The sequence below is a fragment of the Neptuniibacter sp. genome, assembly GCF_024231755.1.
In the GTDB taxonomy this organism is placed as follows: Bacteria; Pseudomonadota; Gammaproteobacteria; order Pseudomonadales; family Balneatricaceae; genus Neptuniibacter.
Map to the genome: position 1 here is coordinate 1 of NZ_JAAEQH010000319.1, position 26,221 is coordinate 26,221.

Here is a 26,221-nt window from a genome sequence, read left to right on the forward strand (position 1 = left end):
AATGTACAGAAACACATGGCTGACAAAACAATCCGTAAGAAGATTGTTGTCCCTGGTCGTCTGGTAAATATCGTTGTAGGCTAATCGCCACAAAGTGCCCAAGGAGCATATATGATCACGCAGTGGAAAGCCTCTCTGGCTAAGGTTGTTCTGGTAATAGGTTTGTTCAGCCTGATAAGTGCCTGTGGCTTTCACCTGCGCGGTGCGCAGAATGTTGATGATTCTTTACGCCAGGTTACTCTGACTGGTAACAACATTTCTTCCGAACTGCTGCATAGCATTCGTCAGAACATGAAGTTTAACGGTATTGAAGAAACAGCAGGCGCACCTTACCAGATCCAAATCCTGCAAAACCGCTATAAGCGACGCGCTGCGACGCTGAGTAGCAACTCTGATGTGGATGAATATGAACTGTCCCTGGAGGTTTCAATGCTAGTTGCAGACCAACAGGGCACTCCTCTGACATCGGATATCAATATCCAGCACGAACGTATCTACGACTACGATAAGAATGCCGCAGCAGCAAGTAGCGAACAGGAATCTCTACTGCGCAGAGAACTGCACGATTCTGTAGCGCAGACAATTATCCGTCGCTATCTGGCCGTCAAGCCAAAGCAATAACACCCTATGAAACTGAAACCCGAGCAGCTTTCATCACAACTGAAAAAAGGGTTAAGCCCAGTTTACCTAATCACTGGCGACGAACCTCTTCTATCAGAAGAGAGCTGCGACCTGTTGCGACATAACCTGCAACAGCAAGGTTTCTCTGAACGCGAAGTTCTGCACGTAGATGGTAGCTTCAGCTGGGAATACCTACTGGAGTGCGCCAACGCCCTCTCTCTTTTCGCTGAGAAGAAAATTATTGAGTTACGCTTAGGCGGTTCCAAGCTAAATAAGAAGTCCAGCGAGATACTACAGCAGTACCTAAACAACCCCGCGCCCGACAACATCCTATTGATCATTGCCGACAAACTTGATGGTAATAGCAAGAAAAGCGCCTGGTTCAAAGCTGTGGATAAAAGCGGCGTGGTGGTTGAGATCTGGCCGGTTGAAACTGAGCAACTACCTAACTGGATCAGACAACGTGCGGCGCAGATAGAACTTCAACTCGATGAAGACGCGATTCAGCTTCTCTGTGACCGTATAGAAGGAAACCTACTTGCGGCGAAACAGGAGCTGAGCAAACTAAGCCTGTTATTTAAGAATCAGGTTGTGACTGCTGAGGATGTGGTTGATGCCGTATCTGACAGCTCACGTTACGACATCTACGGCCTGGCTGATGCAGCCCTACAGGGACAACCAGCTCGCTGTACCAAGATACTTCAGGTATTACGTCAGGACGGAACCGAGCCACCTGTTGTACTCTGGTCTCTATCTAAAGAGCTGCGCTCACTTGCAGCCATTCAATCAGCACAACAGAATGGCCAGTCTTTTGATGCCGTGTGCCAGCGGGAGCGAATCTGGGGCAAGCGCAAGCCTCTTGCGAGACAGGCAGCGCGTAGGCTTTCCACAGAACAGATTAATAAAGCCCTGCAACAATGTGCTGAGGTAGATAAAATTGTCAAAGGGATGTCCACTGGAGACTCCTGGCTACTACTGACCAGCATTGCTCTAACCCTTTCCGGGCAATCACTCGCGCTTCATTAAAGGTTTTCAGCCATGAAACACGTGTTACCTTTGATTCTTTTCTCCATCACTCTTTCGCTACTGACGGGATGCACAGATCAAGAAGAGGCGATTACTCCGAGCAAGATGAAGACAGGTAAAGATCTTTACGTCTACTACTGTAAAGACTGCCATGCCAAGCAAGGACCCGGCGCCTATATGGAAGCGTTTGCCGATAGAAAACCTATGAAGCCTTACAAAGTTATTCTCCTGGTTAAATACGGATACAGCGCATCCCACCAGATGCCGATTTTTACACAGTTTAATGACAAACAAACGGCGATGGTTGCCCAGTATGTGGTTAACCTGCAGCAGATGCATTACGAAAAGAACAATTAATCAGAATATCTTAGGTCTGAACCGCTCATCTTAGAGAAGCAGAATTAAGATACCAAAATGGGGACAGGTTTAAACCTACCCCCTGCTTGTGAACTTACTAAGTCTGATCAAAGTAGGGCTTGTAGAAGCTCTTAATCTCTTGCAGGTCTTGCTCATAATCTCCCGTGGTATGAAAGATGTGCTTGATACCACCACACTTGTTTTTGTAATCAATAAAGCCGAGAGCAATAGGCACTCCCGCACCATGGGCGATATGATAAAAACCGGATTTCCACTCTTTGACCTCTGAACGGGTTCCCTCAGGAGCCATCATAATCCGTAACTCTGCATGTTGAGCGAACTGCTCTACAGTTGCATCAACCATATTATTTGACCGGGAACGGTCTACTGGAATCCCACCCATCCAGCGCATCAATCCAGCAAAGGGGAATTTAAAAATACTTTGCTTACCCACCCAATAGAGACTGGTATCGAGTACAAACGCAATCATCAGGCTAAACGGCATATCCCAGTTAGTAGTGTGAGGCGCAGCAATCAAAACACACTGTTTAAGGTCTTCTGGCACTTCACCTTCCACTTTCCAACCTAACAGCTTTAAAACAGATCTGGAGATCCATTTAAGGCATGGCTGAAACACAGGTGTTGAGAACATCGTCTTATGTAACATCGGCCGCCCTTATCTAAATACCATTAAGAAATCACGACTAAAAATCATTTGCAGAACGCACTTTAACCACAGATTGTCCCTGATCCCCCAGAACCAGTTCTATAGCCACAGTACCAGAAGCACTCTGCTTTAGAACATCGTCTGCCACAACCTCTTTTTGCCACTGCTTACCATCCAACTGCCAACTAACCAGTGCGGCATGCCCCTGATAAGGACGTGCAGGAAACCAATTAGAACAAAACCCTTCCGGCGGCACATAACTACAGGCAACCCGGCCCCGTGAAGCGTAAACATTAATCTCCATATCCAGCAGGGCATAAGGAGAATTATTGGTGACAATAATCTGATTGATTTGCAGATCATTGGAAGAGGTTAGGGTCTGTTGTGTTACACAGCCCGTTAAAAGCAGAGTAAGAAGTGGGATAAGATATTTGCTCATATAAGCTCCAGTATAGCGGAGCCTATATGAGTAGAGAATCAGAGAATTAAACCAGCTCGTGAAGTACTTCTGTCACCAACTTAACGTTGTCATGCAGTGGGCAGCGGTCACAGACTTCATCCAGGAAGGCTTTTTTCTCTTCATCACTCAGATCAGCATCAATCTCTGCTGAGATACGAACCTGCTGAAAGCCGACCCGATCATCTGTAGGTTTGCCCATCAAACCCGCAGGATTCAGATCTGCATCCACTTGAATCTTCATACCACGCAGATTAATTTTCTGCTGGTTGGCAGCAATACGTCCGATACTTCCTACGCACCCCGCCAGCGAGAACAGAAAATATTCCAGCGGTGTAGGACCTTCATTAGTTCCACCACCCGCTTGTGGCTGATCGATTACAACTTTATGTTCGCGAATATCTGAATGAATTGCCCAACCCGAACCCAGATTAGCTGTAACAGAAACTACTTTTCCAGCCATGAAACCGCTCCATCAAAGAAATATAAATTAGATATGTCTAATTTACAGTTTTCTGTTTATGAAGACAATAAAAAAGCCGCAACGGGATTAACCAGATGCGGCTTACAATAGGGAGACAGTTTAAAGCTATCCCCAAACAATTCAGAAAAGAAAGCTTAACCTACCTTCTCTCCTTTCGCCTGTAGATCGGCATGGTAAGAGGAACGAACTAACGGGCCACTCGCCACATGTTTAAAGCCCATCTCTTTAGCTAAGCGACCAAACTCATCAAACTCTTCAGGTGTCACAAAACGCTCAACTTTGAGGTGACTACGGCTTGGTTGCAGATACTGACCAATCGTCAGCATATCCACATCGTGAGCGCGCAGATCTTTCATAACCTCTACGATCTCTTCGTTGGTTTCGCCGATACCCACCATAAGGCCGGACTTAGTTCTCACATCCGGGTTCTTAGCTTTGTATTTCTTCAGCAGACGTAGTGACCATTCATAATCGGAACCTGGACGAACCGCTTTATACAAACGCGGAACTGTTTCCATATTGTGGTTAAACACATCCGGCGGCGTTTCAGTCAGGATATCAATTGCTATATCCATACGGCCGCGGAAGTCCGGCACCAGGATTTCCATCTCAATGCTTGGCACCTGTTTACGGGTTTCACTCACACAGTTAGCAAAGTGCTGCGCTCCACCATCACGCAGGTCATCACGGTCTACTGAGGTCACAACTACGTAACGCAAGGCCATATCCGCGATGGCATCAGCCATCTCTTTTGGTTCATTCTCATCCAACGCATTAGGACGACCATGAGCCACATCGCAGAATGGGCAGCGACGGGTACAAATATCACCCATAATCATGAAAGTGGCCGTACCGTGACTAAAGCATTCACCCAGGTTCGGGCAACTAGCTTCTTCACATACAGAAGCCAGCTTATGCTTTCTCAGCTTGCCTTTAATTCGCTGTACTTCAGCACTGGAACCCATCCGTACACGGAGCCAGTCAGGTTTACGCGGCATATCCTCTTTCGCGGTAGGGATCACCTTTACCGGTATGCGATCGACTTTGTCAGCACCACGCAATTTTACTCCCTGCTCGACACGCTTCTTGGGAGTTGAGGTTGTTTTATTAGTATCTTCAGACATCTGTCTCTAATCCAGAGAGTTTTGCCGGGTTATTTCGCTATACCCGATCTTATTTATTAAAAAGTTAAGCAGACGTTCTGTTGCTTCAGCCTGATCAAGGTTGTCGCTCAACATCGCTAACTGCGTCATTGCCATTCCGGCATAACCACAAGGGTTAATTCTCAGAAACGGCTCCAGATCCATATCCAGATTCAGAGCCAATCCGTGAAATGAACACCCCCTACGGACTCGTAATCCAAGGGATGCTATTTTGCTCTCATCAACATATACGCCCGGTGCATCAGGTTTCGCATAGGCGTCTACACCGTAACTTTGCACAGTCTCTACAACAGAGTCTTCCATGATAGAAACCAGCTCTCGTACACCTACTTTAAGGCGCTTCAGATTCAGCAGTAGATAAACAATCAACTGCCCTGGTCCGTGATAGGTTACCTGACCACCACGATCCACCTGCACTATAGGGATATCACCAGTATTAAGAACGTGTTCCTCTTTCCCCGCTTGCCCCTGAGTAAATACAGGCTCATGCTGTAGCAGCCAGATCTCATCCACAGCAGTTTCATCCCTTTCATTGGTAAACTGCTGCATTTTCTGCCAGATCGGCTCATAGGGCTGTAAGCCAAGGTCACGAACGATCAGTTGATCGGTGATCATTAAATCACCATTTTAACACGATCAGAAGCGATCAACGCTTCATGTAAGGCTTTGAGCTGATCCACACCCTGTGCAGTAATTTTAAAACGCACAGACTGGAAGCTACCATTACGGCTGTCCTGAACCGAAACAGATGACAGATCAAAATCAGGTACATGGATCTGTACTATTTCAATGACAAAACCGCGAAAGTTATCGCTATTAACACCCACTACTTTGATCGGATAGTTTGGGCAGGGAAATTCTATTTTTGGGGGTTCTTGCTGTTTCTCAGACATACTCAGCTTTTCTTACTTAGTGCCGCGCATCAACTTACGCTGAAACGTGACAAACAGTTCAAACATTTTGTGCCACATTGGGCCTTTATTTCCATCACCTATCTGGTGACCATCAACCTCTATCACCGGGATAATGCCTCTGGTCGAGCTAGATACCCAGACCTCATCGGCTGCCAACAAGCGATCATAATCTACATCCACCTCCTGATACTGAATGCCATATTCATCAGCAAGCTCCAATATCAGTTCCCGAGTGATGCCGCCTAAAATCTCTGAACTACGCTTCGGGGTAAATAAAACACCACGCTTTACCAGAAACAGATTACAGGCAGAGCCTTCGGTCAAACGGTCATCTCGGGATAGTATCGCTTCCTGTACACCCTCATCATTTGCTTGCTGCAACACCAGAATATTGGGTAATAGACAGGTCGATTTAATATCACAACGGTGCCAGCGTAGGTCTTCCATCACCATCGCTTTAATCGGCAGAATATCATCCGCACCGGCTTGCCATATATCCTTTATTTCGGAGCAGCAGGCAAAGACGGTAGGTTGCAGACCTTCATCATAAACATGGCTACGTTTACCTGCATCACCCCGAGTGATCTGCAGATAGACGGAAAGGTTACCGCCACCATTTTTCTCAACCAGATCACCAAGAATCTGGGCCCAGTCCATCTCGCAGCTTATACGCACAGCACGAAGACTGTGATTAAGACGATCGATATGCTCTTGCAGGCGGAAGCCGACCCCCTGATAAAACGGGATCACTTCATAAACACTATCACCGAATAGAAAGCCACGGTCAAAAACAGAAATTTTTGCCTGATCCTCCGGGATATATTCGCCGTTCAGATAAACTGTATTCATCGTCTCAAAATAACAATGCCCACATCCAACTATGTAGATGCGGGCATCCGTGCAAATTTAAAGGTTTAGGGCTTACCCTCTTTTTTATCAGCCAATAAGGCTGCTAAAAAATAGCATAATCGCATGCCAGATCCGTTTCAGTAAGCCGGCTTCAGGGATCGTATTCATAGCTACCAGAGGAACCTCTTTCACAAGTTCACCTTCCAGCGTCACACGCACTTTACCCAGCTCCTGACCTTTTTCAATCGGTGCTTTAATTATCCGCTCTACATCCATTGTAGCCTGTAATTTATCTGCCTGACCGCGCGGGATTGTTACCGATAAGCTCTCGTTAATCCCCATGCGCAGTTGATCAGTTTCACCCGCCCACACTTTTGTTGTGTTCAGTACTACATTGCTTTCATAAAGCTGATGCGTGCGGTAGTAACGGAAAGCATAGGAAAGCAGCTTCTGGCTTTCACGAGCACGAGCTTCCTCATCCTTCGTACCCAGCACTACAGAGATCAGACGCATATTGTCGCGTTTCGCTGAAGCTACCAGACAGTAACCCGCTTCATCGGTATATCCTGTTTTCAAACCATCCACGGTCTTATCACGCCAGAGCAGCTTGTTACGGTTCGGCTGGCGGATCTTGTTGTATGTGAAATACTTCTCCGAATACATACCGTAGTGCTGAGGAAAATCCTGGATGATCGCTTTTGCCAAAATAGCCAGATCATAAGCAGAGGAAACATGACTTTTTGCTGGCAAGCCCGTCGCATTTAGGAAGTTAGAGTTTTGCATGCCCAGCAGATCAGCATGCTGATTCATTAGATCAGCAAAAGCAGCCTCACTTCCGGCGATATGTTCAGCGGCAGCAACAGATGCATCGTTCCCGGACTGGATGACAATGCCTTTCATTAGGTCACCCAAACGAACCTGTGTGCCCTCACGGATAAACATGCGTGAGCCCTGTGTGCGCCACGCTTTTTCGCTCACAAGAACCAGATCATCTTCACTGACATTGCCTTTACTCAGCTCATACTCAAGGATATAAGCGGTCATCATCTTAGTCAGGCTGGCAGGTGCAAACTGGCCATGTTCATTTTTAGAAGCAATGATCTTGCCGGTATCAGCATCCATCACCAGATAAGCCGTAGCAGCAATTTGCGGCTCGGCAGGTATCAAACGCGTGATCGCATGCGTCTGCATAGCGAACAGGACCAGTACAAAAACAGAGAAAAACTTAGAAACCTTATTAAACATTGTTTTCCAGAGTTAGAAAGTAAATTGGAGAAAAAAATTCATCAGGGATAGTCTACCAAACGCGGGTTAGAATAGCCCATCTGCTCGACCTGATTGGTCAATTCACTCAGTGAAGTAGAACTACGTAATGGCCCTACCTGCACGCGATAAAGAGTACGCCCACTACTCCCCGTAACTGGCCGAATAATTACAGCCAGATCGTTAAGCACCGGGCGTAATTGCTCCTCGACATATTCCGCAGAGTTACGGCTAGAGTAAGCACCCACCTGAAGATAACGTCCAGCAACCGAGGGCTGAGGGTTTGCGACCGCTGAGGACACAATCCCCTTAGAACGCTGCCAGGCTTTTGGATCAATTGCCTCCAGACGTACCTTAGCCGTACCGTGTTTCAGAAAATCCAGTTTCGACGCAGCAGCATAAGAAAGATCGATCAAACGTTTACCGTGAAAAGGGCCACGATCATTAACCCGAACAATAACTTGTCGACCATTCGCCAAATTGGTCACCCGGAGATAGGTCGGCAAAGGTAGAGATTTATGCGCCGCCGACATTCCATACATGTCATAAATTTCCCCATTTGAGGTTTTATGGCCATGGAACTTTTTACCGTACCAAGAGGCTGTCCCAGTTTCGTTATAGCCCTGTGAACTGGACATCACATAGTAACTTTTGCCCAACACTGTATAAGGGCTTTTATTGCCACCCCGGCTTTTAGGCTCAACCCTCGGCACTGCATCTTTAACATGGGAGACATCTACCGGACGATCAGGAGCTTTATCATGTTTCATCGAATAACGACCACTGTTACCGCCGGTAGATGAGCACCCTGCGATAACAAGCGTCGATAAAAAAATGATAAATATCCGGTACATGCTTAGTTACCTGTATAAGCCATAGCTGATCAAGATCGGTCAGCCATCTTCATTGTTTCTTTTTCATATGCAGCTTTGATCTGCTCACTCAAACGATAAACTGCCATAGCGTAGAGCTTACTGTGGTTGTAACGAGTTATCACGTAGAAGTTATGCAAACCCAACCAGTACTGTTTATCGTCACCGATCTCCAGGCGCATAAGAATAGCTTTGCCATCCTCAGCCAAGTTGCTCATATGTGGCTGCACACCTCGCTGCTGCCATTCTCCCAGAGTCACTTTAGGAATCAGTCCTTTGCGCCCTTTGCTAAACCACTCTTCCTCAGTATGACCATTTAAAGCAACACCACTGATTACCGGCGCACCCGGTTTCCATTTATGCTCAGCAAAGTAGTTAGCGACACTGCCGATAGCATCGGTTTTGTTGTTCCAGATATCACGCTTACCATCGTTATCAAAATCAATTGCAAAGCTGCGGTAGCTAGATGGGATAAATTGTCCGTAACCCATCGCTCCTGCATAGGAACCTTTCAGTGAAGTAACCTCCACTTTCTCTTCCTTCACCAGACGCAGATACTCTTTCAGCTGTCCTTGGAAGAACTTACCGCGACGAGGGTAATCAAAACCTAAGGTCGCTAACGCATCCAGTACTCGGTAGCTCCCGGTAATACGGCCATAACGAGTCTCTACTCCAATTATGGAAACAATAATCTCCGCCGGTACCCCAAACTCTTTCTCAGCACGCTCCAGGGCTACTTTGTTCTCTTTCCAGAAAGCTACACCCTGTGTAATACGCTTAGATTCAATAAAGATCTTACGATATTGCCCCCAGTTCAGGCTTTTCTCCGCAGGGCGGGACATCGCTTTCAGAATAGATTCCTGACGTTTAGCTTTACTCAACACATCAAACAGATAGGCTTCACTGAAACCTTCATTTTGCATATCTAGCATCAGCGCCTGGGCATCCGGGTATTCTATATAGCTGTCATAACGAGCAGGCGGTATTTTTACCTCAGGCTTTGCAGTTTTTTTCTCAACCTTAGCTACTTTCTCAGCTGCCTTTGCCGCTTTTTTATCAACTTTCACCGGTTCAGCCGCAGGCTCAGCTTTCTTAACCTGTGCAATTTCTTTCTCTTCCATACCCGTACAGCCACCCAAAACCAGCGTAGCTAACACAGAGGCCAGACCAATTTTAAAACCTCTTTTCATCCCTAAACTCCTAAACACATAAAACAGATAAACAGCCGAACAACAGCCTTATTTCAGCAGCATCGTTCGGTAACTATGTACAGACATGATGATTCCAAAACCTGCCATCAATGTCACAATCGAGGTACCACCATAACTCACCAGCGGCAATGGCACCCCTACAACTGGAAGTAACCCACTTACCATTCCGATATTAACAAATACATACACGAAGAAAGTTAAAATCAGACTACCCGCAAGTAATCGACCAAAACTATCCGGCGCTCGTGCCGCAATCACCAGACCACGAGCAATAATTAGCAGATAAATAGTCAGCAGTATCATCACCCCTATCAGCCCCATTTCCTCGGCGACCACAGCAATAATGAAGTCGGTATGGGATTCAGGCAGAAAGTCCAACTGTGACTGAGTTCCACTTAACCAACCCTTACCAGATACACCTCCCGAACCTATAGCCGTTTTGGACTGGATAATATTCCAGCCTGAACCCAGCGGATCACTTTCTGGATCAAGGAAGGTTAAGACACGCTGTTTCTGATAATCCTTCATCACCGCCCATAAACCAGGCAGTGCAGCTGCAGCTAGACCGAGAGCACTAAAAATATAACGCCAGCGAATCCCGGAAAACAGCAAAACAAAAACCCCAGAAGAGGCAATAAGCAACGAAGTACCTAGGTCTGGCTGCTTCATAATAAGCACAGTTGGTACCCCAATCAGCGCCAAACAGATAAAGACGTGCTTAAAGTGCGGTGGTAACGGCCGATGCGCCAAGTAGTAAGCGACCGTCAACGGCAGTACTAACTTCATCAACTCTGATGGTTGAAAGCGAAAACCCGGTAATGCGATCCAGCGCTGCGCTCCTTTTGCTCCAACACCAAACAAAATCACGCCCACCAGCAAGGCCAGACCGATCACATAGAGCCAGGGGGCCCACCGCCCCAGAAACCTTGGAGGGAACTGAGCCAGAACGATCATGACAAAGAAACCCGCGCCCATGCGGATAGCCTGACGGGTTACATAGCCAAGATCCTGTCCTGAAGCACTGTAGAGTATAAACAGACCAAAACCACACAGCATGATCAGCAGTAACAATAACCATCCATCCAGGTGGGTGTAGCTCCAAAGGCTTGGGCGCTGACGTAGGTGATCATGCGCCTCTGGCATATAACGTTCAAATTCGCGACTCATAAGCCAGCCAGCTCCTCTTCCTGAGGATCAACACCCAGCAGGTAGGCATCCATTACCTTACGAGCAATAGGCGCAGCAGTTGAGGAACCGCCACCGCCATTTTCAACAATGACAGCCAAGGCGATCTGAGGATCATCAATCGGGGCAAATGCGACAAAAAGCGCGTGATCTCGATGAATTTCAGCCAGCTTCTCAGCATCGTACTCTTCATCCTGTTTGATACCTACAACCTGTGCGGTACCCGTTTTACCGGCAATCTTATACTCAGCTCCAGCTCCTGAGCGTCGCGCAGTACCGGTTTTAGAGTGCATTACATCGTGCATCCCTTTGATGATGTCATCCCAGTGCCTCTCTTTATTCAGTTTCACATCAGAAGGAAGCAGCTTAACACCTGCTAGATCAGGCATCGTAAGCGTGCTTTCACCCGCTTCATTTACACCTTTAATCCCTTTCAGCATCCGTGGCGGAATCCATTTACCCCGGTTTGCAATAACTGCAGTCGCAGTAGCTAACTGTAGCGGCGTTGCCACCAGAAAGCCCTGGCCAATACTCAAGTTCAAAGAGTCACCGGTATACCAGGAGGCTTTTCGTGCACGTTTTTTCCACTCTTTAGATGGCAGAATGGCACCCAAAGCTTCCGGTAGATCAAGACTGGTTACCTGACCAAAGCCAAAACGCCCCAGATAATCGGACATGGGATCAACACCCATTTTGTGGGCCACATCGTAGAACCAGGTATCACAGGATTGAGAGATAGATTCATACATATCCACACGGCCATGCCCCGTCTTCTTCCAATCACGATATTTACGGCCACCCTTGGTTAAGGTGTAGTAGCCGGGATCAAAAATAGTGTAACTTGGCTTAACCACACCCGTATCAATAGCAGACAGCGCAGTTATAGGCTTGATAGTGGATCCCGGAGGATAACGACCGCGAATAGCACGGTTAAACAGCGGCAGGTCTTTGGATTCACGTAGCGCGTTGTAGTTCTTAGTGGAGATACCCGTAACAAACAGGTTCGGGTCATAACCCGGCTTAGACACCATGGTCAGGATACCGCCGGTTTTCGGATCGATAGCGACTACAGAAGCTCGTCGCCCTTCTAATAGTTTTTCAGTGATCTGCTGCAAACGAAGATCAAGATGAAGTACCAGATCTTCACCCGGCTGCGGATCGGTTCTTTCCAAAACCCGCATTACACGACCACGGGCGTTAGTCTCCACCTTCTGAAAACCAACCTCACCATGTAGACGGTCTTCGTAAAACTTCTCTATGCCAAGCTTGCCGATATAATGTGTTGCAGCATAGTTGGTCTCATCAACCTTCTTCAGTTCCCTCTCGTTGATACGCCCCACATAACCCATAGCATGGACCAATGATTCACCATAAGGGTAATAACGGATCAGTTCAGCTTCTACCCTGACACCGGGTAAGCGGTGATAGTTGACCGAAACTTTTGCAATTTCATCTTCTGTCAGCCTGAAGCGGACCGGCACAGACTGGAAAGGACGACGGCGTTGATACATCCGCTTTTTGAAACGTTCAACTTCACGATCAGTAATTGGGATAAGCTCACGCAAGACCGCAAGCGTAGCATCAATATCTTTTACTTCTTCTTTAAGGATGGTGACACTGTAGCTGGGACGATTATCAGCCAGCAGGGTGCCATTACGGTCATAGATCAATCCACGGTTTGGAGGTACAGGCTGCAATTGAACCCGGTTGTCTTCCGACATCGCCGAATATCGCTCATGTTCCATCACCTGCAGGTAATACATACGCCCCAGCAGAATTGAGAACATGATGATCACAAGTGCAAAAGCAATAATCGCCCGAACGGTGAATGTCCGACTCTCTTTACTGTGATCCTTTAGGCGTTCTGCAGCCATATTCCGTATGTAATTCTACTTGTGGTAAGGGTGGCCCTGAATCACAGTCCAGGCACGATAAAGCTGTTCAGCCAGCATCACCCTGACCAAAGGGTGCGGTAGCGTCAGTGCAGAAAGAGACCATTTTTGATCTGCCATCGCTGAACAACGGCTATCCAACCCATCTGGACCGCCAATCAACAAACTGATATTACGGCCATCCATACGCCACTCTTCAACCTGTGACGCCAGTTTTTCGGTCGACCAGTTTTTGCCCAACACTTCCAGAGCAATAACCCGGTCACCTTTAGGGATAGCTGCCAGCATCTGATCACCTTCCTGTTTCTTTACCCGGGCAAGGTCAGCATTTTTACCGCGATGCCCCAGAGGAAGTTCAATCAGTTCAAGCTGGAAATCAGCAGGTAAACGTTTGGCATACTCGTTATACCCCTCATTTACCCAGGCAGGCATTTTTCCGCCAATCGCTATGATGCGAATTTTCATAAAAAGTTCTATTCGTCTGCGTCAACGCCCCAAAGGCGTTCCAGATCATAGAAAGAACGGGCATCCGGCATCATGACATGAACAACCACATCACCCAGATCCACCAATACCCAGTCTGAACTGCCCTGGCCTTCAGAACCCAGCGGCATCACACCCGCTTCTTTAACCTTAACAATCACTTCTTCAGCGATAGAACCCACATGGCGCTTAGAGGTACCACTGGCAATAATCATATGATCTGTGATGCTGGAACGACCACTCACGTCCAGATCAACAACCTCTTTCGCTTTCATATCTTCAAGTGCACCATGCACAATTTCTATCAGTTTTTCAGTTTGCATTAGATTTCTGTATTTAGTTAAAACAGTTTGTTAAAGCTGTTAGTTAAGCAATAAAGCCTTTAACTAACCTGACTATAAAGCCGGTTAGCTTGAATATAGCGCCAGACCTGATCAGGAAGCAGGTAACGCGGTGATAATCCCTGCTCGATAGTCTGGCGGATCTGTGTTGCAGAAATAGCCAGCGGTGTCAGCTCATGAAATAGCACTGATCCGGCAGGCTTAGTCAAAACATCCTGCGGCGTTACAACACGGTGTTGCTGGGTAAAATCACTAATCTGATCACCATCAGGCAGCTGATAACCCGGTCTATGCACTACAATCAGATGGCACAGATCGATAAATTTTTCCCACTCATGCCAGCTTGGCAGAGTCTGATAGGCATCCATCCCCATTATCATGCAGATAGGACGCTCATCACCTAGCTCTTGACGCAGTGATTGCAAAGTCAGTAGTGAATATGAAGGTTGATCTGAACAGATCTCCCGGTCATCCACACGCAAAGCGGGTTCGTCAGCAACCGCCAACCTAACCATTTCCAGACGCTGCTCAGAACTTCGCCCTGGCGCCTCCCTGTGTACTGGGGTTTTAGCCGGTATCAGAGCGATCTGATCCACACCCAGCCACTGCTGCAGTTCTAGTGCCGTTCTCAGATGACCATTATGGATGGGATCAAAAGTCCCACCCATAAAGACAAACGGGTTATCATTAATCACCTTGGGCATTACTGACGGATATGGCCATCACCAAGAACAACGTACTTCTCAGAGGTCAGACCATCCAGACCTACTGGACCACGAGCATGGATCTTATCGGTTGAGATACCGATCTCAGCACCCAGACCATATTCGAAGCCATCAGCAAATCGCGTAGACGCATTCACCATTACCGAACTGGAATCTACCTCACGCAGGAAAGCACGTGACTTAGTGTAGTTCTCAGTAATGATCGAATCCGTATGATGCGAGCCATAACGGTTAATGTGACGAATCGCCTCATCCATACCATCCACCAGCTTGATCGATAGGATTGGAGCCAGATATTCAGTTGCCCAATCCTCTTCGGTCGCTTGGTTAGCATAAGGCAGCAACTCACGGGTACGTTCACAACCACGCAGTTCAACACCCACAGCCTGATAACGTTCAGCCAGTTCAGGCAGAACATCTTTGGCAATGTCTGCATTGACCAGTAGCGTTTCCATTGTGTTACAGGTGCCATAACGGTGAGTTTTAGCATTCAGCGCCACATTTACCGCTTTGCCTTTATCAGCTTCTGAATCGATGTATACGTGGCAGATACCATCAAGGTGTTTAATCACAGTCACCTTGGCATCACGACTGATTCGTTCGATCAGCCCTTTACCACCACGAGGCACGATCACATCCACATATTCAGGCATAGTGATCATCTGACCGACCGCTTCACGGTCAGTCGTACCCACAACCTGTACTGCGTTTTCTGGCAAACCGGCTTCTTTCAAACCCTGCTGAATACACTCAGCTACCGCCTGATTGGAATTAATCGCCTCGGATCCGCCACGCAGAATCGTTGCATTGCCTGATTTCAGACACAGGCTCGCCGCCTCAACCGTCACATTTGGTCGAGACTCATAAATAATACCGATCACACCCAGAGGTACACGCATTTTGCCAACCTGAATACCACTAGGCAGGAATTTCAGATCGTTAATAGCCCCGACTGGATCAGGCAGGGAAGCCACCTGACGCAGGCCTTCAATCATGGTGTCGATACGCGCATCTGTAAGCTCCAGACGATCCAACATCGCATCATCGAGACCGTTATTACGACCATTTTCAAGATCTTTAGCATTAGCTTCACGAAGGGCCGGTCGGCTGCTATCGATTGCATCAGCCATTGCCAGCAACGCCTGATTTTTCAGGTTAGTGTCTGCTTTTGCTACCAGGCGTGCCGCATCTCGCGCATTTTCACCCAGTTCGATCATGTATTCTTGTACGTTCATAGCCGTCCTTCCCATCAATAAGCCCTCTATTATACCTCTGCCACCATGGATGAATATAGCTAGCTACAAATCATATTCACCCAAACTGCAATGAACTGTTATTATCTGCACCTGCATCCCTTTTTAAGCAGATATATCCCGTGACAGAGACCCCTAATTCACAGCCCAAATTCAAGCAGAAGCTAATGCTCTCTGTTGTATTAGCTGTGCTTGTTGGTTTTATTCTTAGCGCGGTCTATCTGAACCTAAGTACATCCCGTCAGGCCAAATCTGAAACACTGATTCTGGGCGAAAGCCTTGCTCTGCAGAGCGAGCTATTAATTCGCCCATTGGTGCTATCCAATGACCGTATTAGCCTGAATTATCTGCTTAATGAGTTATCTCAGCTTGATCACCTGAACGGCTTACAGGTTCAGGACGATAATGGCGTAGTAATTGCCCGCTCTGGAAACACCTCCGATCTGAAACAAACCCGACGCTTGTTACAGCAAGATAAGACCATCGGCACAATAACACTGTGGCTGAACGCTACACCTGCAGAAAAACTGATCTCTAGTCAGCACACCATTATCGCCATACTGGCGTGCTTAACGACACTGTTTATCCTGTTCGCGATCTGGTTCGCTTCACGAAAAGCAGTTGTTGTAGTGGCAGAAACCAAACAGCAATACTCACATCTCGACTTTGCTGAAACCTTGGCGATGCAGGATAGTGCACACTCACTAACCCAAGCTAATGACCGGCCAGAGCCTGCATATTCTGAAGAGCCACCGGTGGCTCGCACAGAGCAAATCACCGCAAAACCGGAATTACACTCAGAGCCCGAACTGCAGATTTCAGCAGTAAGAGACGAGCAACCAGAAAGCCAGTCTCTACCATTTAATACAGAACCAAAAGAAGCGCCCAAAGAAGAACTACAAGAAAAAATTGCACCCGAGCCAGCTAGAACAACTGCGGACATTGCTACCGATCTAGAGCCGACAACAAGCCGAACAGAGCCGCAGCCCTCTTCACCCAAACCTACCCGTGAAGAGTTTGCCCTTACCAAGCTAGCTATAAAAGAGCAGGATCAGTTACAAACCCGTGAGCTGGTAGACCTCCTCAAACCAGAACAGTCATCCGTACCCCAGATGCCAAAGTTTGAGCATCACCCACAGGATCTGGAACCTGAGTCGCAAGGCCCTGAAACGGAAACACTGGTTTTCGAAGAAGAAACTGCTGCAGAAAAAACAGAAGCGCCTTACCAGCCAAGCATGAAAAACCCTCTATTCAAGATGGAGGAGGACCGAGAAGAAGTACAACTAGATCTGTACTCATTTGAACAGGAACTGGAACTGATTCTGGCACCACAAGATGCGATCTATCTGTTTTACCTGGATACCAATACCGCCAGCTCCGATAACATTACAGCAGCTGAGAAATCGGCCCTGATCAATGTATACCAGCAATTGGCGAAGCAAGTTGCCCGCATCTACAACGGCGAAGTGGAACAACTGGAAAATCAGGACCTAATGCTACGCTTCGAGCTACGTGACGACAAAGATAGCCACGGCGTAAACGCCCTCTGCGCGGCTATGCTCTTTAATCTGCTCTATAAAGGCTTCAACCAGGCCCGTATTCGCGGTTTCCAGCCTGTACTCAGCCTACAGATGTCCCTCGCCAGAGGCCACCACAGCAAATACAACCTGGTAAAAGAGGAAGCCCACTTCCTCACCCGCACCACCAACAGCAACGACCTGATCAGCCATACAGCGCTTACTGAAGCACCGCTAATCAAAGAAGCGATGCTGAGTGAATCGGATATTCGTAGGGAAGATGAAGATAAGGTATTGCTGCTGAAGGTAACACCTAAGCATCAGACTCTACTTCAAAAACAAGCCAATCACCTGCTTACTAAGATTTTTAAGAAATCTTAGTAAGAGTACGAGAACGCCTTCGGCTGCTAGGGGCGAGTAGCTAGGAAAACCTAAATTATTTCCAACCACTGATATTCGCTATCGACACAAAGCGGACATTCAACTTCATTTATTCGCCTTAGCTGATATATTTAATTTATCCCATCGCTGTAGGTATGACACAAAGAGTCGTTTATGTTTGAAACGCATAATTCTGAAGTTCTTCAAGTAGTTTGCGAACACAATCCGTTAGCAATTGCTGTTTTTGACATGGACATGAAATACCTATTCGCTTCAGACCTTTGGTACGAACACTACGGCATTGATGAAAGTGACATCATTGGCAAAAGCCACTATGAAATCTTCCCTGAAATTCTAGATAAACCTGACTGGATGGAAGTTCACGCTAGAACTTTAAAAGGCGACTCTTTCTTACAACCTCATGATCCATTTATCAGAGAAGATGGAACAACCCAATACATCCGCTGGGCAATGAAGCCTTGGTTCCATTCTGATACAGGAAGCCAGGGCGGTGTCGTACTCTATTCTGAAGACGTAACTGATCAGCGGGAATTAGAACTAGAAAAAGAGCGATTAGTAGCTGAATTAAAGAAAGAAATTGCTCTTAAAGAAAAGTACGAACAAGAGTTAATTGAACAAGCGATTAAAGACCCGCTAACTGGTCTATTTAACAGAAGGTACTTTGAGAGCGTATGTGCTGACGAGATCAAAAAATCTGATCGTTACGATACTGATCTCTCCTTCATGCTCTTCGATATTGATTTTTTTAAAAACGTAAATGACACCCACGGCCACGATGCTGGCGACAACGTGTTAGTGCTTCTTACAAGCATTCTCACAGAAACTGCTCGTGAGACCGATATTTGCGCACGCTGGGGCGGAGAAGAGTTTATTGTTTTAATGCCTAGCACTTCCCTTCCATCTGCAGAGAAACTAGCTGAAAGGCTACGTGAAAAGATAGATACCAATCACTTTCCTAAAGTTGAACACATCACGATAAGTATCGGCGTGTCTAGCTATCGCAGCGGGAAAGAAATTGACCAATGCATCAAAGAGGCAGACAAAGCCCTCTATCTGGCGAAAGAGTCAGGAAGGAACATGGTTTCGGTTTATAGCTAGATAGGGTTATGTCCGCTTCTGGCATAAAGCTGCCCTTAGGATACTTAAAAACCTTAAGCCCTGACTAGCCCAGAAAAGGCTCGGCTTCCCATTTCCCACAAGCAACGCCAAATTCCCATCTGCGCAGCCGAGCATTGCAAGATTTAATCGATTAAGGGCGAAGCCTGTTTGAGACTTCGGAGAAGTCGAGTTCTGCAGCCCCGATTAAATCTGAAACGCACAGGGGAGTCGCGAAGCGACCAAGCAGTTGGGGTGGCTTTGGGTTGTTAGGGTATTTGCCGAAACAAATACCCTGACTCGCCTAGGGCGAAAAACTTAGTAAAAAAGAAAGACTAAAGAATCGCGATGAGGACATCGCTCCAACAAAAACCTGCCTACTCCTGGGGAACAGGCTGCCCATTTTCCACTAAAAAACCAGATCCCCGCTTTCGCGAGGATGACCAAGCCAAGTTGCTTTTCCTAGCAGCCGCAGCGCGGCGTTCTAGCCACGAGCAGGCGCAGCCGTCCTAGCTACTATCTTCAAGATTCTACGAATCCTGAAGATACACCCCATTCTTACCACTCTTCTTAACACAATACATCCGCTCATCCGCCGCACGCATCAACTCATCCAGATTCGCACCATCATCAGGATAAAGCGCCCCTCCAACAGAACAGGTTACTTCGAGGCCCTCAGCAAGATGCGAGTAACTCTGGTTCATCACTTCTATTAAACGCTCAGCTAGATTCTGGGAAGCAAAGAAAGAATCTTTACCACAGATAATCAGAGCAAATTCATCGCCCCCGATACGGGCCACCAGATCGCCATCACGGATCGCCATTGTCAGACGGTTAGCCACTTCGACAAGAACATCATCACCTATATCATGGCCAAACTCGTCGTTTACCGCTTTGAAATCATCCACATCAACAAAAAGAACCGAAACCTTCTCATCAAGCTCTTGAACCTGAGAGAGAATTTCCTTACCGGTTTTCATAAAAGCTTTTCGATTTGCAATTCGCGTCAAATCACAGTGATGGGCTTCATGAGCCATCTCCTGATGCTTCTCTTCAGCGATAGCAGCCTGTACAGCGGTATTTGCTAGCTCTTTCTGAACCTTCTGTTTCTCTATACTGAGATCGATGACTTTTAAGAACACGTCGTGGTAATGATAGGCGGCTAACACCACAAAAGGCATTGCCAACAGACCGATCAAGAGCACATTGATCAGCTCCCAGAGCTGAGCATTCATAGAGTCCGTCATCTGAATGTAATAGCTGCGGTTCTCTTCCTGCAGTATCCCCAATGCTGTTAAAGCAGGGCCATCATTAACTTTAACCTTAGCATCCACAGCAACAGAACTTTCACCAGAAGCAACCGCTTGGGTAGCTATCGTTATCTTGTTTCGATAATCAGTAAAAGTGGTACGAATAATCTCTAAAGCTATTTCTTCCTGCGAATTAAGCCCTGAGCCTTTATAGGAGTCGATCGCCTGAAAAGCCCGCTCAGCATCAGCCTCCAACTTAGGCAGAAGAGCGGAGTCTTGTCGTAAAACATAATTTTTAAAGTTATGAATAAAGCCACCGTAACCCACGGCACGATGTAGTTCCGCCAGAGCAGCACTACGGCTTTCTGAGAAATCGCTGTAATTATTCCAGGTTTTACGTAGATCGGAGGAGAGATACAGGAGATACCCCCCCATGAGCAGAATGCCGACAGAGAGGATAACCGCAATTACAATTATGCGTGTCTTAAAACGTTTTCGGATTAAACTGCCATCCATGGTGCAGATTTACCTCAAGACAATTGAACAAAAGCCCCTAGAAAAAGCCTTGTTAATATCCCGAGTTTAACTTGTTTGAAAATTCCTTCAAGAGCTTCTTTGATGAAGTTTATTTTGCAGTACAACTATAATGGCTCAGGTTATGGCTTCCACTGTCTACACGAGCATCCAGCCCTACATTCAAACGCATTTTCCCTGGAATACGCCCACCTGCATGATAAAAAATCTGCTTTGCAGTCGTTTGAATTGGAATAATATCTCGGTCATTAGGCACGACAAAATCAGCCCTACAGCTAACCTCAGTTTCTTGTAAAACATTCTCTCGTAATACATTGCTACTTGATAGCAGAACAAAGCTGATATCCATGTAGCATAAAGAGCCCGCAGCCATTGACGAGTAATCAGGACAAATTAACTGCCCTGGCGAGATATCAGTAACTTCAACCTTTTCATCTGTGCTTTTGACTTCCATATGCGATTGCGGAGCCAGATAGCGGTTATAAATCCAGCCGGTTACCACCTTCTCATGAGGTGTAAGGTAATAAATCTCAGACCATTGCCCCTTACGCTGGACCTCCAGAACAAACTGCTTTTTATCAACCGTTGAAAGCACCTTCCACTGCAAGCCCGGACCTTTACGAATTCGCACATCATCACCTGTCACCAGGAAGTACTCAAAAGCATAACCAGTGACAGGGAACAGTAGTATGAGGCTTAGAACTAGCGGTCTAAAACACCTCAACCCTAAACCTCAGCATCCTCAACGGTCTTGCTTACATCCACTTCCAGGCTATCCACACGCTGATAACCACGAGGCAGCTTGTTACCACGTCGGCCACGCTCACCACGGTAGTGCTCGATGTCAGACGGCTTCAGTCTTAGATGCTGACGACCAGCATGAACCATCAGCGTATCTTCTGCAGAGAAGGTAGCCAACGCGACTACAATCTCATCACGGGATGCTGCACGGGCAGATGGTATGTTAATGATTTTATTACCCTTGCCTTTTGCCAACTCAGGCAGCTCAGTTACTGGGAACACCAGCAAACGCCCTTCATTGGTAACGGCTGCCAGAAGATCTGTTTCCGGGTTTGCAACAGCGATCGGCGCTAGTATTTTTGAGTTCTTAGGTAGAGTCAGAGCAGCTTTGCCGTTTTTGGTTTTACTGGTCAGATCTGCAATCTTGGTGACAAATCCATAACCCGCATCCGAAGCCATTAGCACTTTATCGCTGTCTTTACCCGCGATTGCCGCATCAATAGTAGAACCTTTCGGCAAGGTAATACGCCCGGTAACCGGCTCACCCTGACCACGGGCAGAAGGCAGATTATGAGTTTCTATGGTGAAACTACGCCCTGTTGTATCAAACAGAATCGTCGGCTGATTGGTACGCCCTTTACAGGAGAGCTTAAACGCATCGCCCGACTTATAGTTCAGACCAGCGGCATCAATATCATGCCCTTTTGCGGCACGGACCCAGCCCTGCTTGGAGATAACGACAGTCACCGGATCGGAAGAGAGCAGATCTTTTTCGCTAAATGCCTGTGCTTCTTCACGCTCAACGATAGGAGAACGGCGTTCATCGCCATACTTCTCAGCCGCTTCTTCAATCTCTTTCTTGATCAGCTTACGCATTTTGGCATCTGAACCGAGAATACCTTCGAGCTTCTTACGCTCCGCTTCCAACTCATTCTGTTCAGACTGGATCTTAAACTCTTCCAGTTTTGCCAGATGGCGCAGTTTCAGGTCCAGAATTGCATCAGCCTGGATCTCAGTCAGGCCAAAACGTTTGATCAGTTCCGCTTTAGGATCATCCTCATGACGGATAATCGCAATCACCTCATCAATATTGAGGTAGGCGACCATCAAACCTTCAAGGATATGCAGTCGATCTAATACCTTTTGCAGACGGTGGTTTAAGCGTTTACGTACAATCTCAGTTCGCCAGCTAAGCCACTCCACCAGAATCTGGCGTAAGTTTTTAACCTGTGGACGGCCATCCACACCGATCATGTTCATGTTCACACGGTAGGTGCGTTCCAGATCAGTGGAAGCAAACAGGTGCGCCATCAATTGCTCAACATCAACACGATTTGAACGTGGCACAATCACCAGACGGGTTGGATTTTCATGATCCGATTCATCACGCAGGTCACTGACCATCGGCAGCTTTTTCTGCTGCATCTGAGCCGCGATCTGCTCAAGAATCTTTGCACCGGAAACCTGATGCGGCAGCGCAGTGATAACAATTTCACCCTGCTCTTTGATATAGACCGCACGCATACGTACAGAACCACGACCCGATTCGTACACCTTCCTCAACTCACGACGGGAGGTGATGATCTCCGCATCAGTAGGCATATCCGGACCGGGAACGATCTCACACAACTCATCCAGTTCAGCCCTTGGGTTATCAAGCAGATGAATGCAGGCGTTGGATACTTCACGCAGGTTATGCGGCAAGATATCGGTTGCCATACCTACAGCAATACCGGTTGTACCATTCAACAGAACATTGGGTAGGCGCGCTGGCAGGATCGAAGGCTCACGCATAGTGCCGTCAAAGTTCGGCACCCAATCCACGGTCCCCTGGCCTACTTCAGACAGCAGCACTTCAGCATAAGGAGCCAAACGCGACTCTGTATAACGCATTGCCGCGAAGGACTTAGGATCATCCGGCGAACCCCAGTTACCCTGACCATCGATCAGCGGGTAGCGGTAGCTGAACGGCTGTGCCATCAGCACCATAGCTTCGTAACAAGCCGAGTCTCCGTGCGGATGGAATTTACCCAACACGTCACCCACAGTACGCGCAGATTTTTTATATTTAGCTGTCGCTTTCAGCCCCAGCTCCGACATCGCATACACGATACGGCGCTGTACCGGCTTCATGCCATCACCAACGTGAGGCAGGGCTCGATCCAGAATTACGTACATGGAGTAATCCAGATACGCTTTCTCAGTAAAATCTTTCAGTGACAGCTTTTCAGTGCCATCTTCAAAGGTGGTTTGTACAGTCATCTTTCCGTGTTACCACTTTTAATAAATTTGTTATCCACAGTGTGAAGCTACTTGTTGGGGGCTGGCAGTTAATGTTAAACGTCCGCCAAATTACCCTTATCTTGCAACCACTGTTTACGATCACCGGAGCGTTTCTTCGCCAGCAACATATCCATCATTTCGTTAGTGCCGTCGCCCGGATCGACGGTCAGTTGCACTAAACGCCGGGTATCCGGAGTCATAGTTGTCTCACGGAGTTGCAGTGGGTTCATCTCACCCAGACCCTTGAAGCGCTGCACGCCAATTTTCGCATTCTTACGCTCCGCTTTGATCCGTTCAATAATGCCATCACGTTCCGCATCATCCAGGGCGTAGAACACCTCTTTCGCCACATCAATTCGATACAGCGGCGGCATTGCCACATAGACATGCCCTGCAGCCACCAGCGGTTTAAAGTGACGCACAAACAGCGCGCATAGAAGTGTAGCGATATGCAGACCATCCGAGTCCGCATCAGCCAGAATACAGATCTTGCCGTAACGTAGGCCATCAAGATTATCCGATGCAGGCTCCACACCAATTGCTACGGAGATATCGTGAATCTCTTGAGATCCCAGCACTTCGCTTGGATCAACCTCCCAAGTATTCAGGATCTTACCGCGCAGCGGCATGATCGCCTGAAACTCACGATCACGCGCCTGTTTAGCCGAACCACCCGCAGAATCACCCTCCACCAGGAACAGTTCAGACTGCATCGCATCGCCACCAGAGCAGTCTGCCAGCTTACCCGGCAGGGCTGGCCCTTGAGTAACCTTCTTACGCACCACTTTCTTATTGGAACGCATACGCTTCTGCGCGTTGGAGATCACAACTTCTGCTAGTTTTTCACCCTCTTCTACATGGCGGTTCAGCCAGAGAGAGAAAGCATCTTTAATGGTACCGGAGATAAACGCCGCGATCTGACGAGAGGAAAGACGCTCTTTAGTCTGCCCAGCGAACTGCGGGTCCTGCATCTTGGCAGAAAGGATGTAACAACACTTATCCCAGACATCATCTGCGGTCAGCTTAACGCCACGTGGTAACAAGTTACGGAATTCACAGAACTCACGCATCGCTTCCAGAAGCCCCGTACGCAGACCGTTAACATGAGTACCACCCTGAGCGGTTGGAATCAGGTTAACGTAGCTTTCACAGGTCATCTCGCCACCTTCCGGCAGCCACTGCACTGCCCACTCAGCAGCATCTTCTTCGCCCTGAAGGGAACCAGAGAAAGGTTCAGCTGGCAGGGTTTCAAATACCTGGGTTGTGCCTTTCAGGTAATCAACCAGACCATCTTCGTAATACCACTCATCTTTTTCACGCTTGGCACCCGTCAGATCGGTAAAGGTAACTTTTAAGCCAGGACAGAGAACGGCTTTAGCACGCAGATTATGTTTTAGACGGGAAACACTGAATTTTGGTGTATCAAAATACTGTGGATCAGGCAGGAAGCGGACGGTTGTGCCTGTATTACGCTTACCACAAGTATCGATCACTTCCAGATCCGATACCTTTTCACCATCGGCAAAACCGATACGGTAAACCTGACTATCACGGCGTACCTGAACTTCCATCAGTTTGGACAGGGCGTTCACAACGGATACCCCTACCCCGTGAAGACCACCGGAGTAGTTGTAGTTATCATTATTAAACTTACCACCAGAGTGGAGCTTGCATAGGATTAGCTCAACGCCACTGACGCCTTGTTCAGGGTGAATATCCACTGGCATGCCTCGCCCATCATCGGACACCGATATCGAGTTATCTTTATTGAGAATAACGTCGATCTGTTTTGCGTGCCCTGCCAGTGCTTCATCAACCGAGTTATCAATTACTTCTTGCGCCAGATGGTTAGGACGATCCGTCTCGGTATACATTCCGGGACGGCGTTTTACCGGATCCAGTCCACTTAAGACTTCTATGGAATCAGCGTTGTATTGCTTGGACATTAATTGAGCTTCCTGTCGCGAACTTGTCGTAAGCTTAAATTCTATGCGCTTCTGGTAGCGCGATACGTCCCTCGGCGAATGCCATTATCGCCGGGATTACATTTTCAAACTGTTCAAAGCCATGGCTACCACCTGGCTGAATAAACTGAGGAGATTTAGCAAACTTATCCACCGCTTCACGGTAATCCAAAGTTTCATCTGCGGTCTGAACCATCAGCAGGTATGCATCTGGTTTAGTGATTTTTTCACAGCAAAGATCCAGTAACTGCTGCAGATGCTGCTCGGTCAGTTCGTAAGTTTCACCACTGTAGAGATTTTCATTCATCCCCAGATACTGAGGTAACAATTCGAAAGGTCGAACTGACGGATTGATCAATACCGTACGAACATGGCTGTAATGCTCAGTCAGCCAAGTACTGTAATAGCCACCCAGAGAGCTTCCTAACAGGATAATCGGCCTGTCAGCATGGCATTCAACTAACTCTCGTAGTGTCTCCATTGCCTTTGCCGGCCAATGGGGCAGGTCCGGTACCTCAACCTGATCAGCCATGCCCTGTTCCTGCATATAACGCAAAAAAACCTGAGCCTTCATCGACTGTGGTGAACTGTTAAATCCGTGGACGTAAATAAATAGTGGTGTCGTCATTTTTTTCCTCTGCAGAGAAGTTACCGGAGGGGAGAAAAAGGCGC

General features: G+C 47.5%; 26 protein-coding genes. 5 read left to right on the forward strand and 21 right to left on the reverse strand.

The window, feature by feature from the left end; translation table 11 throughout:
• Nucleotides 1–111: 111 nt before the first annotated feature.
• The 3 genes from lptE to GY843_RS18545 are packed head-to-tail and all read left to right on the forward strand — an operon-like array spanning nt 112 to nt 2,004.
• Nucleotides 112–621, forward strand: a complete 510-nt coding sequence (gene lptE, locus GY843_RS18535; protein WP_297311861.1) for an LPS assembly lipoprotein LptE — start codon at nt 112–114, stop codon at nt 619–621.
• A gap of 6 nt (nt 622–627) precedes the next feature.
• Nucleotides 628–1,647, forward strand: a complete 1,020-nt coding sequence (holA, locus tag GY843_RS18540; RefSeq protein WP_297311884.1) for a DNA polymerase III subunit delta — start codon at nt 628–630, stop codon at nt 1,645–1,647.
• A 12-nt stretch (nt 1,648–1,659) separates the two neighbouring features.
• A complete protein-coding gene (locus GY843_RS18545) occupies nt 1,660–2,004 on the forward strand; it encodes a cytochrome c (RefSeq protein ID WP_297311886.1) in 345 nt (114 codons plus the stop codon).
• Nucleotides 2,005–2,101: 97 nt separating this feature from the next.
• Here the strand turns inward: GY843_RS18545 and GY843_RS18550 are convergent, their stop codons facing one another.
• The 16 genes from GY843_RS18550 to GY843_RS18625 all read right to left on the reverse strand — a co-directional run bounded on the left by GY843_RS18550 (nt 2,102) and on the right by GY843_RS18625 (nt 15,745).
• Nucleotides 2,102–2,671 (reverse strand): lysophospholipid acyltransferase family protein, encoded by a 570-nt coding sequence (locus GY843_RS18550; RefSeq protein ID WP_297311888.1) that lies wholly within the window; start codon nt 2,669–2,671, stop codon nt 2,102–2,104.
• 37 nt (nt 2,672–2,708) lie between these two features.
• The gene (locus GY843_RS18555; protein WP_297311890.1) at nt 2,709–3,110 is read right to left on the reverse strand and encodes a hypothetical protein; all 402 of its coding nucleotides are present in this window, start codon (nt 3,108–3,110) and stop codon (nt 2,709–2,711) included.
• Nucleotides 3,111–3,156: 46 nt separating this feature from the next.
• A complete protein-coding gene (locus tag GY843_RS18560; RefSeq protein ID WP_297311892.1) occupies nt 3,157–3,591 on the reverse strand; it encodes an OsmC family protein in 435 nt (144 codons plus the stop codon).
• 155 nt (nt 3,592–3,746) lie between these two features.
• A complete protein-coding gene (gene lipA, locus GY843_RS18565) occupies nt 3,747–4,736 on the reverse strand; it encodes a lipoyl synthase (protein ID WP_297311895.1) in 990 nt (329 codons plus the stop codon).
• Between the two features lie 6 nt (nt 4,737–4,742).
• Complete coding sequence (gene lipB / locus GY843_RS18570) at nt 4,743–5,390, reverse strand: lipoyl(octanoyl) transferase LipB (protein WP_297311897.1); 648 nt, start codon at nt 5,388–5,390, stop codon at nt 4,743–4,745.
• Nucleotides 5,390–5,668, reverse strand: coding sequence for a DUF493 family protein (locus GY843_RS18575; protein WP_297311899.1), 279 nt, complete (start codon nt 5,666–5,668; stop codon nt 5,390–5,392). The genes lipB and GY843_RS18575 overlap by 1 nt, the downstream gene beginning before the upstream one ends.
• 12 nt (nt 5,669–5,680) lie before the next feature.
• Complete coding sequence (locus GY843_RS18580; RefSeq protein WP_297311901.1) at nt 5,681–6,538, reverse strand: aminotransferase class IV; 858 nt, start codon at nt 6,536–6,538, stop codon at nt 5,681–5,683.
• Between the two features lie 87 nt (nt 6,539–6,625).
• Nucleotides 6,626–7,783 carry a D-alanyl-D-alanine carboxypeptidase family protein gene (locus GY843_RS18585; RefSeq protein ID WP_297311903.1) on the reverse strand — a complete coding sequence of 386 codons (1,158 nt, stop codon included), beginning with the start codon at nt 7,781–7,783 and terminating at the stop codon, nt 6,626–6,628.
• A gap of 41 nt (nt 7,784–7,824) precedes the next feature.
• Complete coding sequence (locus tag GY843_RS18590; protein ID WP_297311905.1) at nt 7,825–8,571, reverse strand: septal ring lytic transglycosylase RlpA family protein; 747 nt, start codon at nt 8,569–8,571, stop codon at nt 7,825–7,827.
• Nucleotides 8,572–8,684: 113 nt separating this feature from the next.
• Nucleotides 8,685–9,863 (reverse strand): lytic murein transglycosylase B, encoded by a 1,179-nt coding sequence (gene mltB, locus GY843_RS18595; protein ID WP_297311907.1) that lies wholly within the window; start codon nt 9,861–9,863, stop codon nt 8,685–8,687.
• Nucleotides 9,864–9,911: 48 nt separating this feature from the next.
• On the reverse strand, nt 9,912–11,051 hold the full coding sequence (gene rodA, locus GY843_RS18600; RefSeq protein WP_297311909.1) for a rod shape-determining protein RodA: 1,140 nt from the start codon (nt 11,049–11,051) through the stop codon (nt 9,912–9,914).
• Nucleotides 11,048–12,943, reverse strand: coding sequence for a penicillin-binding protein 2 (gene mrdA, locus GY843_RS18605; RefSeq protein ID WP_297311911.1), 1,896 nt, complete (start codon nt 12,941–12,943; stop codon nt 11,048–11,050). Before mrdA ends, rodA begins: the two co-directional genes overlap by 4 nt.
• Before the next feature lie 15 nt (nt 12,944–12,958).
• A complete protein-coding gene (rlmH, locus tag GY843_RS18610; protein WP_297311912.1) occupies nt 12,959–13,426 on the reverse strand; it encodes a 23S rRNA (pseudouridine(1915)-N(3))-methyltransferase RlmH in 468 nt (155 codons plus the stop codon).
• Between the two features lie 8 nt (nt 13,427–13,434).
• On the reverse strand, nt 13,435–13,767 hold the full coding sequence (rsfS, locus tag GY843_RS18615) for a ribosome silencing factor (protein ID WP_297311914.1): 333 nt from the start codon (nt 13,765–13,767) through the stop codon (nt 13,435–13,437).
• 59 nt (nt 13,768–13,826) lie between these two features.
• Nucleotides 13,827–14,480 carry a nicotinate-nucleotide adenylyltransferase gene (gene nadD / locus GY843_RS18620; RefSeq protein WP_297311915.1) on the reverse strand — a complete coding sequence of 218 codons (654 nt, stop codon included), beginning with the start codon at nt 14,478–14,480 and terminating at the stop codon, nt 13,827–13,829.
• 8 nt (nt 14,481–14,488) lie between these two features.
• Entirely contained in the window at nt 14,489–15,745 is a 1,257-nt protein-coding gene (locus tag GY843_RS18625; RefSeq protein WP_297311917.1) for a glutamate-5-semialdehyde dehydrogenase, read from the reverse strand.
• A gap of 185 nt (nt 15,746–15,930) precedes the next feature.
• Here GY843_RS18625 and GY843_RS18630 point away from each other — a divergent pair, with 185 nt between their 5' ends.
• Together GY843_RS18630 and GY843_RS18635 are read left to right on the forward strand one after the other, a co-directional pair.
• Nucleotides 15,931–17,661, forward strand: coding sequence for a hypothetical protein (locus tag GY843_RS18630; RefSeq protein WP_297311919.1), 1,731 nt, complete (start codon nt 15,931–15,933; stop codon nt 17,659–17,661).
• Between the two features lie 174 nt (nt 17,662–17,835).
• A complete protein-coding gene (locus GY843_RS18635; protein ID WP_297311920.1) occupies nt 17,836–18,780 on the forward strand; it encodes a GGDEF domain-containing protein in 945 nt (314 codons plus the stop codon).
• 527 nt (nt 18,781–19,307) lie between these two features.
• Here the strand turns inward: GY843_RS18635 and GY843_RS18640 are convergent.
• The 5 genes from GY843_RS18640 to GY843_RS18660 form a co-directional block, all read right to left on the reverse strand.
• Nucleotides 19,308–20,543 (reverse strand): GGDEF domain-containing protein, encoded by a 1,236-nt coding sequence (locus tag GY843_RS18640; RefSeq protein WP_297311922.1) that lies wholly within the window; start codon nt 20,541–20,543, stop codon nt 19,308–19,310.
• A 109-nt stretch (nt 20,544–20,652) separates the two neighbouring features.
• The gene (locus GY843_RS18645; RefSeq protein ID WP_297311924.1) at nt 20,653–21,285 is read right to left on the reverse strand and encodes a hypothetical protein; all 633 of its coding nucleotides are present in this window, start codon (nt 21,283–21,285) and stop codon (nt 20,653–20,655) included.
• Between the two features lie 2 nt (nt 21,286–21,287).
• Nucleotides 21,288–23,564 carry a DNA topoisomerase IV subunit A gene (parC, locus tag GY843_RS18650; protein WP_297311926.1) on the reverse strand — a complete coding sequence of 759 codons (2,277 nt, stop codon included), beginning with the start codon at nt 23,562–23,564 and terminating at the stop codon, nt 21,288–21,290.
• Nucleotides 23,565–23,638: 74 nt separating this feature from the next.
• Complete coding sequence (gene parE / locus GY843_RS18655) at nt 23,639–25,531, reverse strand: DNA topoisomerase IV subunit B (RefSeq protein ID WP_297311928.1); 1,893 nt, start codon at nt 25,529–25,531, stop codon at nt 23,639–23,641.
• A 34-nt stretch (nt 25,532–25,565) separates the two neighbouring features.
• Nucleotides 25,566–26,221: YqiA/YcfP family alpha/beta fold hydrolase (locus GY843_RS18660; RefSeq protein ID WP_367183875.1), on the reverse strand; the 656-nt coding region annotated here is incomplete at its 5' end.

Excerpts from the sequence above, each read along its gene's own strand:
- lptE (WP_297311861.1), top strand. The coding sequence starts at position 112 with ATGATCACGCAGTGGAAAGCCTCTCTGGCTAAGGTTGTTCTGGTAATA.
- holA (WP_297311884.1), top strand. The coding sequence starts at position 628 with ATGAAACTGAAACCCGAGCAGCTTTCATCACAACTGAAAAAAGGGTTA.
- GY843_RS18545 (WP_297311886.1), top strand. The coding sequence starts at position 1,660 with ATGAAACACGTGTTACCTTTGATTCTTTTCTCCATCACTCTTTCGCTA.
- GY843_RS18550 (WP_297311888.1), bottom strand. The coding sequence starts at position 2,671 with ATGTTACATAAGACGATGTTCTCAACACCTGTGTTTCAGCCATGCCTT.
- GY843_RS18555 (WP_297311890.1), bottom strand. The coding sequence starts at position 3,110 with ATGAGCAAATATCTTATCCCACTTCTTACTCTGCTTTTAACGGGCTGT.
- GY843_RS18560 (WP_297311892.1), bottom strand. The coding sequence starts at position 3,591 with ATGGCTGGAAAAGTAGTTTCTGTTACAGCTAATCTGGGTTCGGGTTGG.
- lipA (WP_297311895.1), bottom strand. The coding sequence starts at position 4,736 with ATGTCTGAAGATACTAATAAAACAACCTCAACTCCCAAGAAGCGTGTC.
- lipB (WP_297311897.1), bottom strand. The coding sequence starts at position 5,390 with ATGATCACCGATCAACTGATCGTTCGTGACCTTGGCTTACAGCCCTAT.
- GY843_RS18575 (WP_297311899.1), bottom strand. The coding sequence starts at position 5,668 with ATGTCTGAGAAACAGCAAGAACCCCCAAAAATAGAATTTCCCTGCCCA.
- GY843_RS18580 (WP_297311901.1), bottom strand. The coding sequence starts at position 6,538 with ATGAATACAGTTTATCTGAACGGCGAATATATCCCGGAGGATCAGGCA.
- GY843_RS18585 (WP_297311903.1), bottom strand. The coding sequence starts at position 7,783 with ATGTTTAATAAGGTTTCTAAGTTTTTCTCTGTTTTTGTACTGGTCCTG.
- GY843_RS18590 (WP_297311905.1), bottom strand. The coding sequence starts at position 8,571 with ATGAAACATGATAAAGCTCCTGATCGTCCGGTAGATGTCTCCCATGTT.
- mltB (WP_297311907.1), bottom strand. The coding sequence starts at position 9,863 with ATGAAAAGAGGTTTTAAAATTGGTCTGGCCTCTGTGTTAGCTACGCTG.
- rodA (WP_297311909.1), bottom strand. The coding sequence starts at position 11,051 with ATGAGTCGCGAATTTGAACGTTATATGCCAGAGGCGCATGATCACCTA.
- mrdA (WP_297311911.1), bottom strand. The coding sequence starts at position 12,943 with ATGGCTGCAGAACGCCTAAAGGATCACAGTAAAGAGAGTCGGACATTC.
- rlmH (WP_297311912.1), bottom strand. The coding sequence starts at position 13,426 with ATGAAAATTCGCATCATAGCGATTGGCGGAAAAATGCCTGCCTGGGTA.
- rsfS (WP_297311914.1), bottom strand. The coding sequence starts at position 13,767 with ATGCAAACTGAAAAACTGATAGAAATTGTGCATGGTGCACTTGAAGAT.
- GY843_RS18625 (WP_297311917.1), bottom strand. The coding sequence starts at position 15,745 with ATGAACGTACAAGAATACATGATCGAACTGGGTGAAAATGCGCGAGAT.
- GY843_RS18630 (WP_297311919.1), top strand. The coding sequence starts at position 15,931 with ATGCTCTCTGTTGTATTAGCTGTGCTTGTTGGTTTTATTCTTAGCGCG.
- GY843_RS18635 (WP_297311920.1), top strand. The coding sequence starts at position 17,836 with ATGTTTGAAACGCATAATTCTGAAGTTCTTCAAGTAGTTTGCGAACAC.
- GY843_RS18640 (WP_297311922.1), bottom strand. The coding sequence starts at position 20,543 with ATGGATGGCAGTTTAATCCGAAAACGTTTTAAGACACGCATAATTGTA.
- parC (WP_297311926.1), bottom strand. The coding sequence starts at position 23,564 with ATGACTGTACAAACCACCTTTGAAGATGGCACTGAAAAGCTGTCACTG.
- parE (WP_297311928.1), bottom strand. The coding sequence starts at position 25,531 with ATGTCCAAGCAATACAACGCTGATTCCATAGAAGTCTTAAGTGGACTG.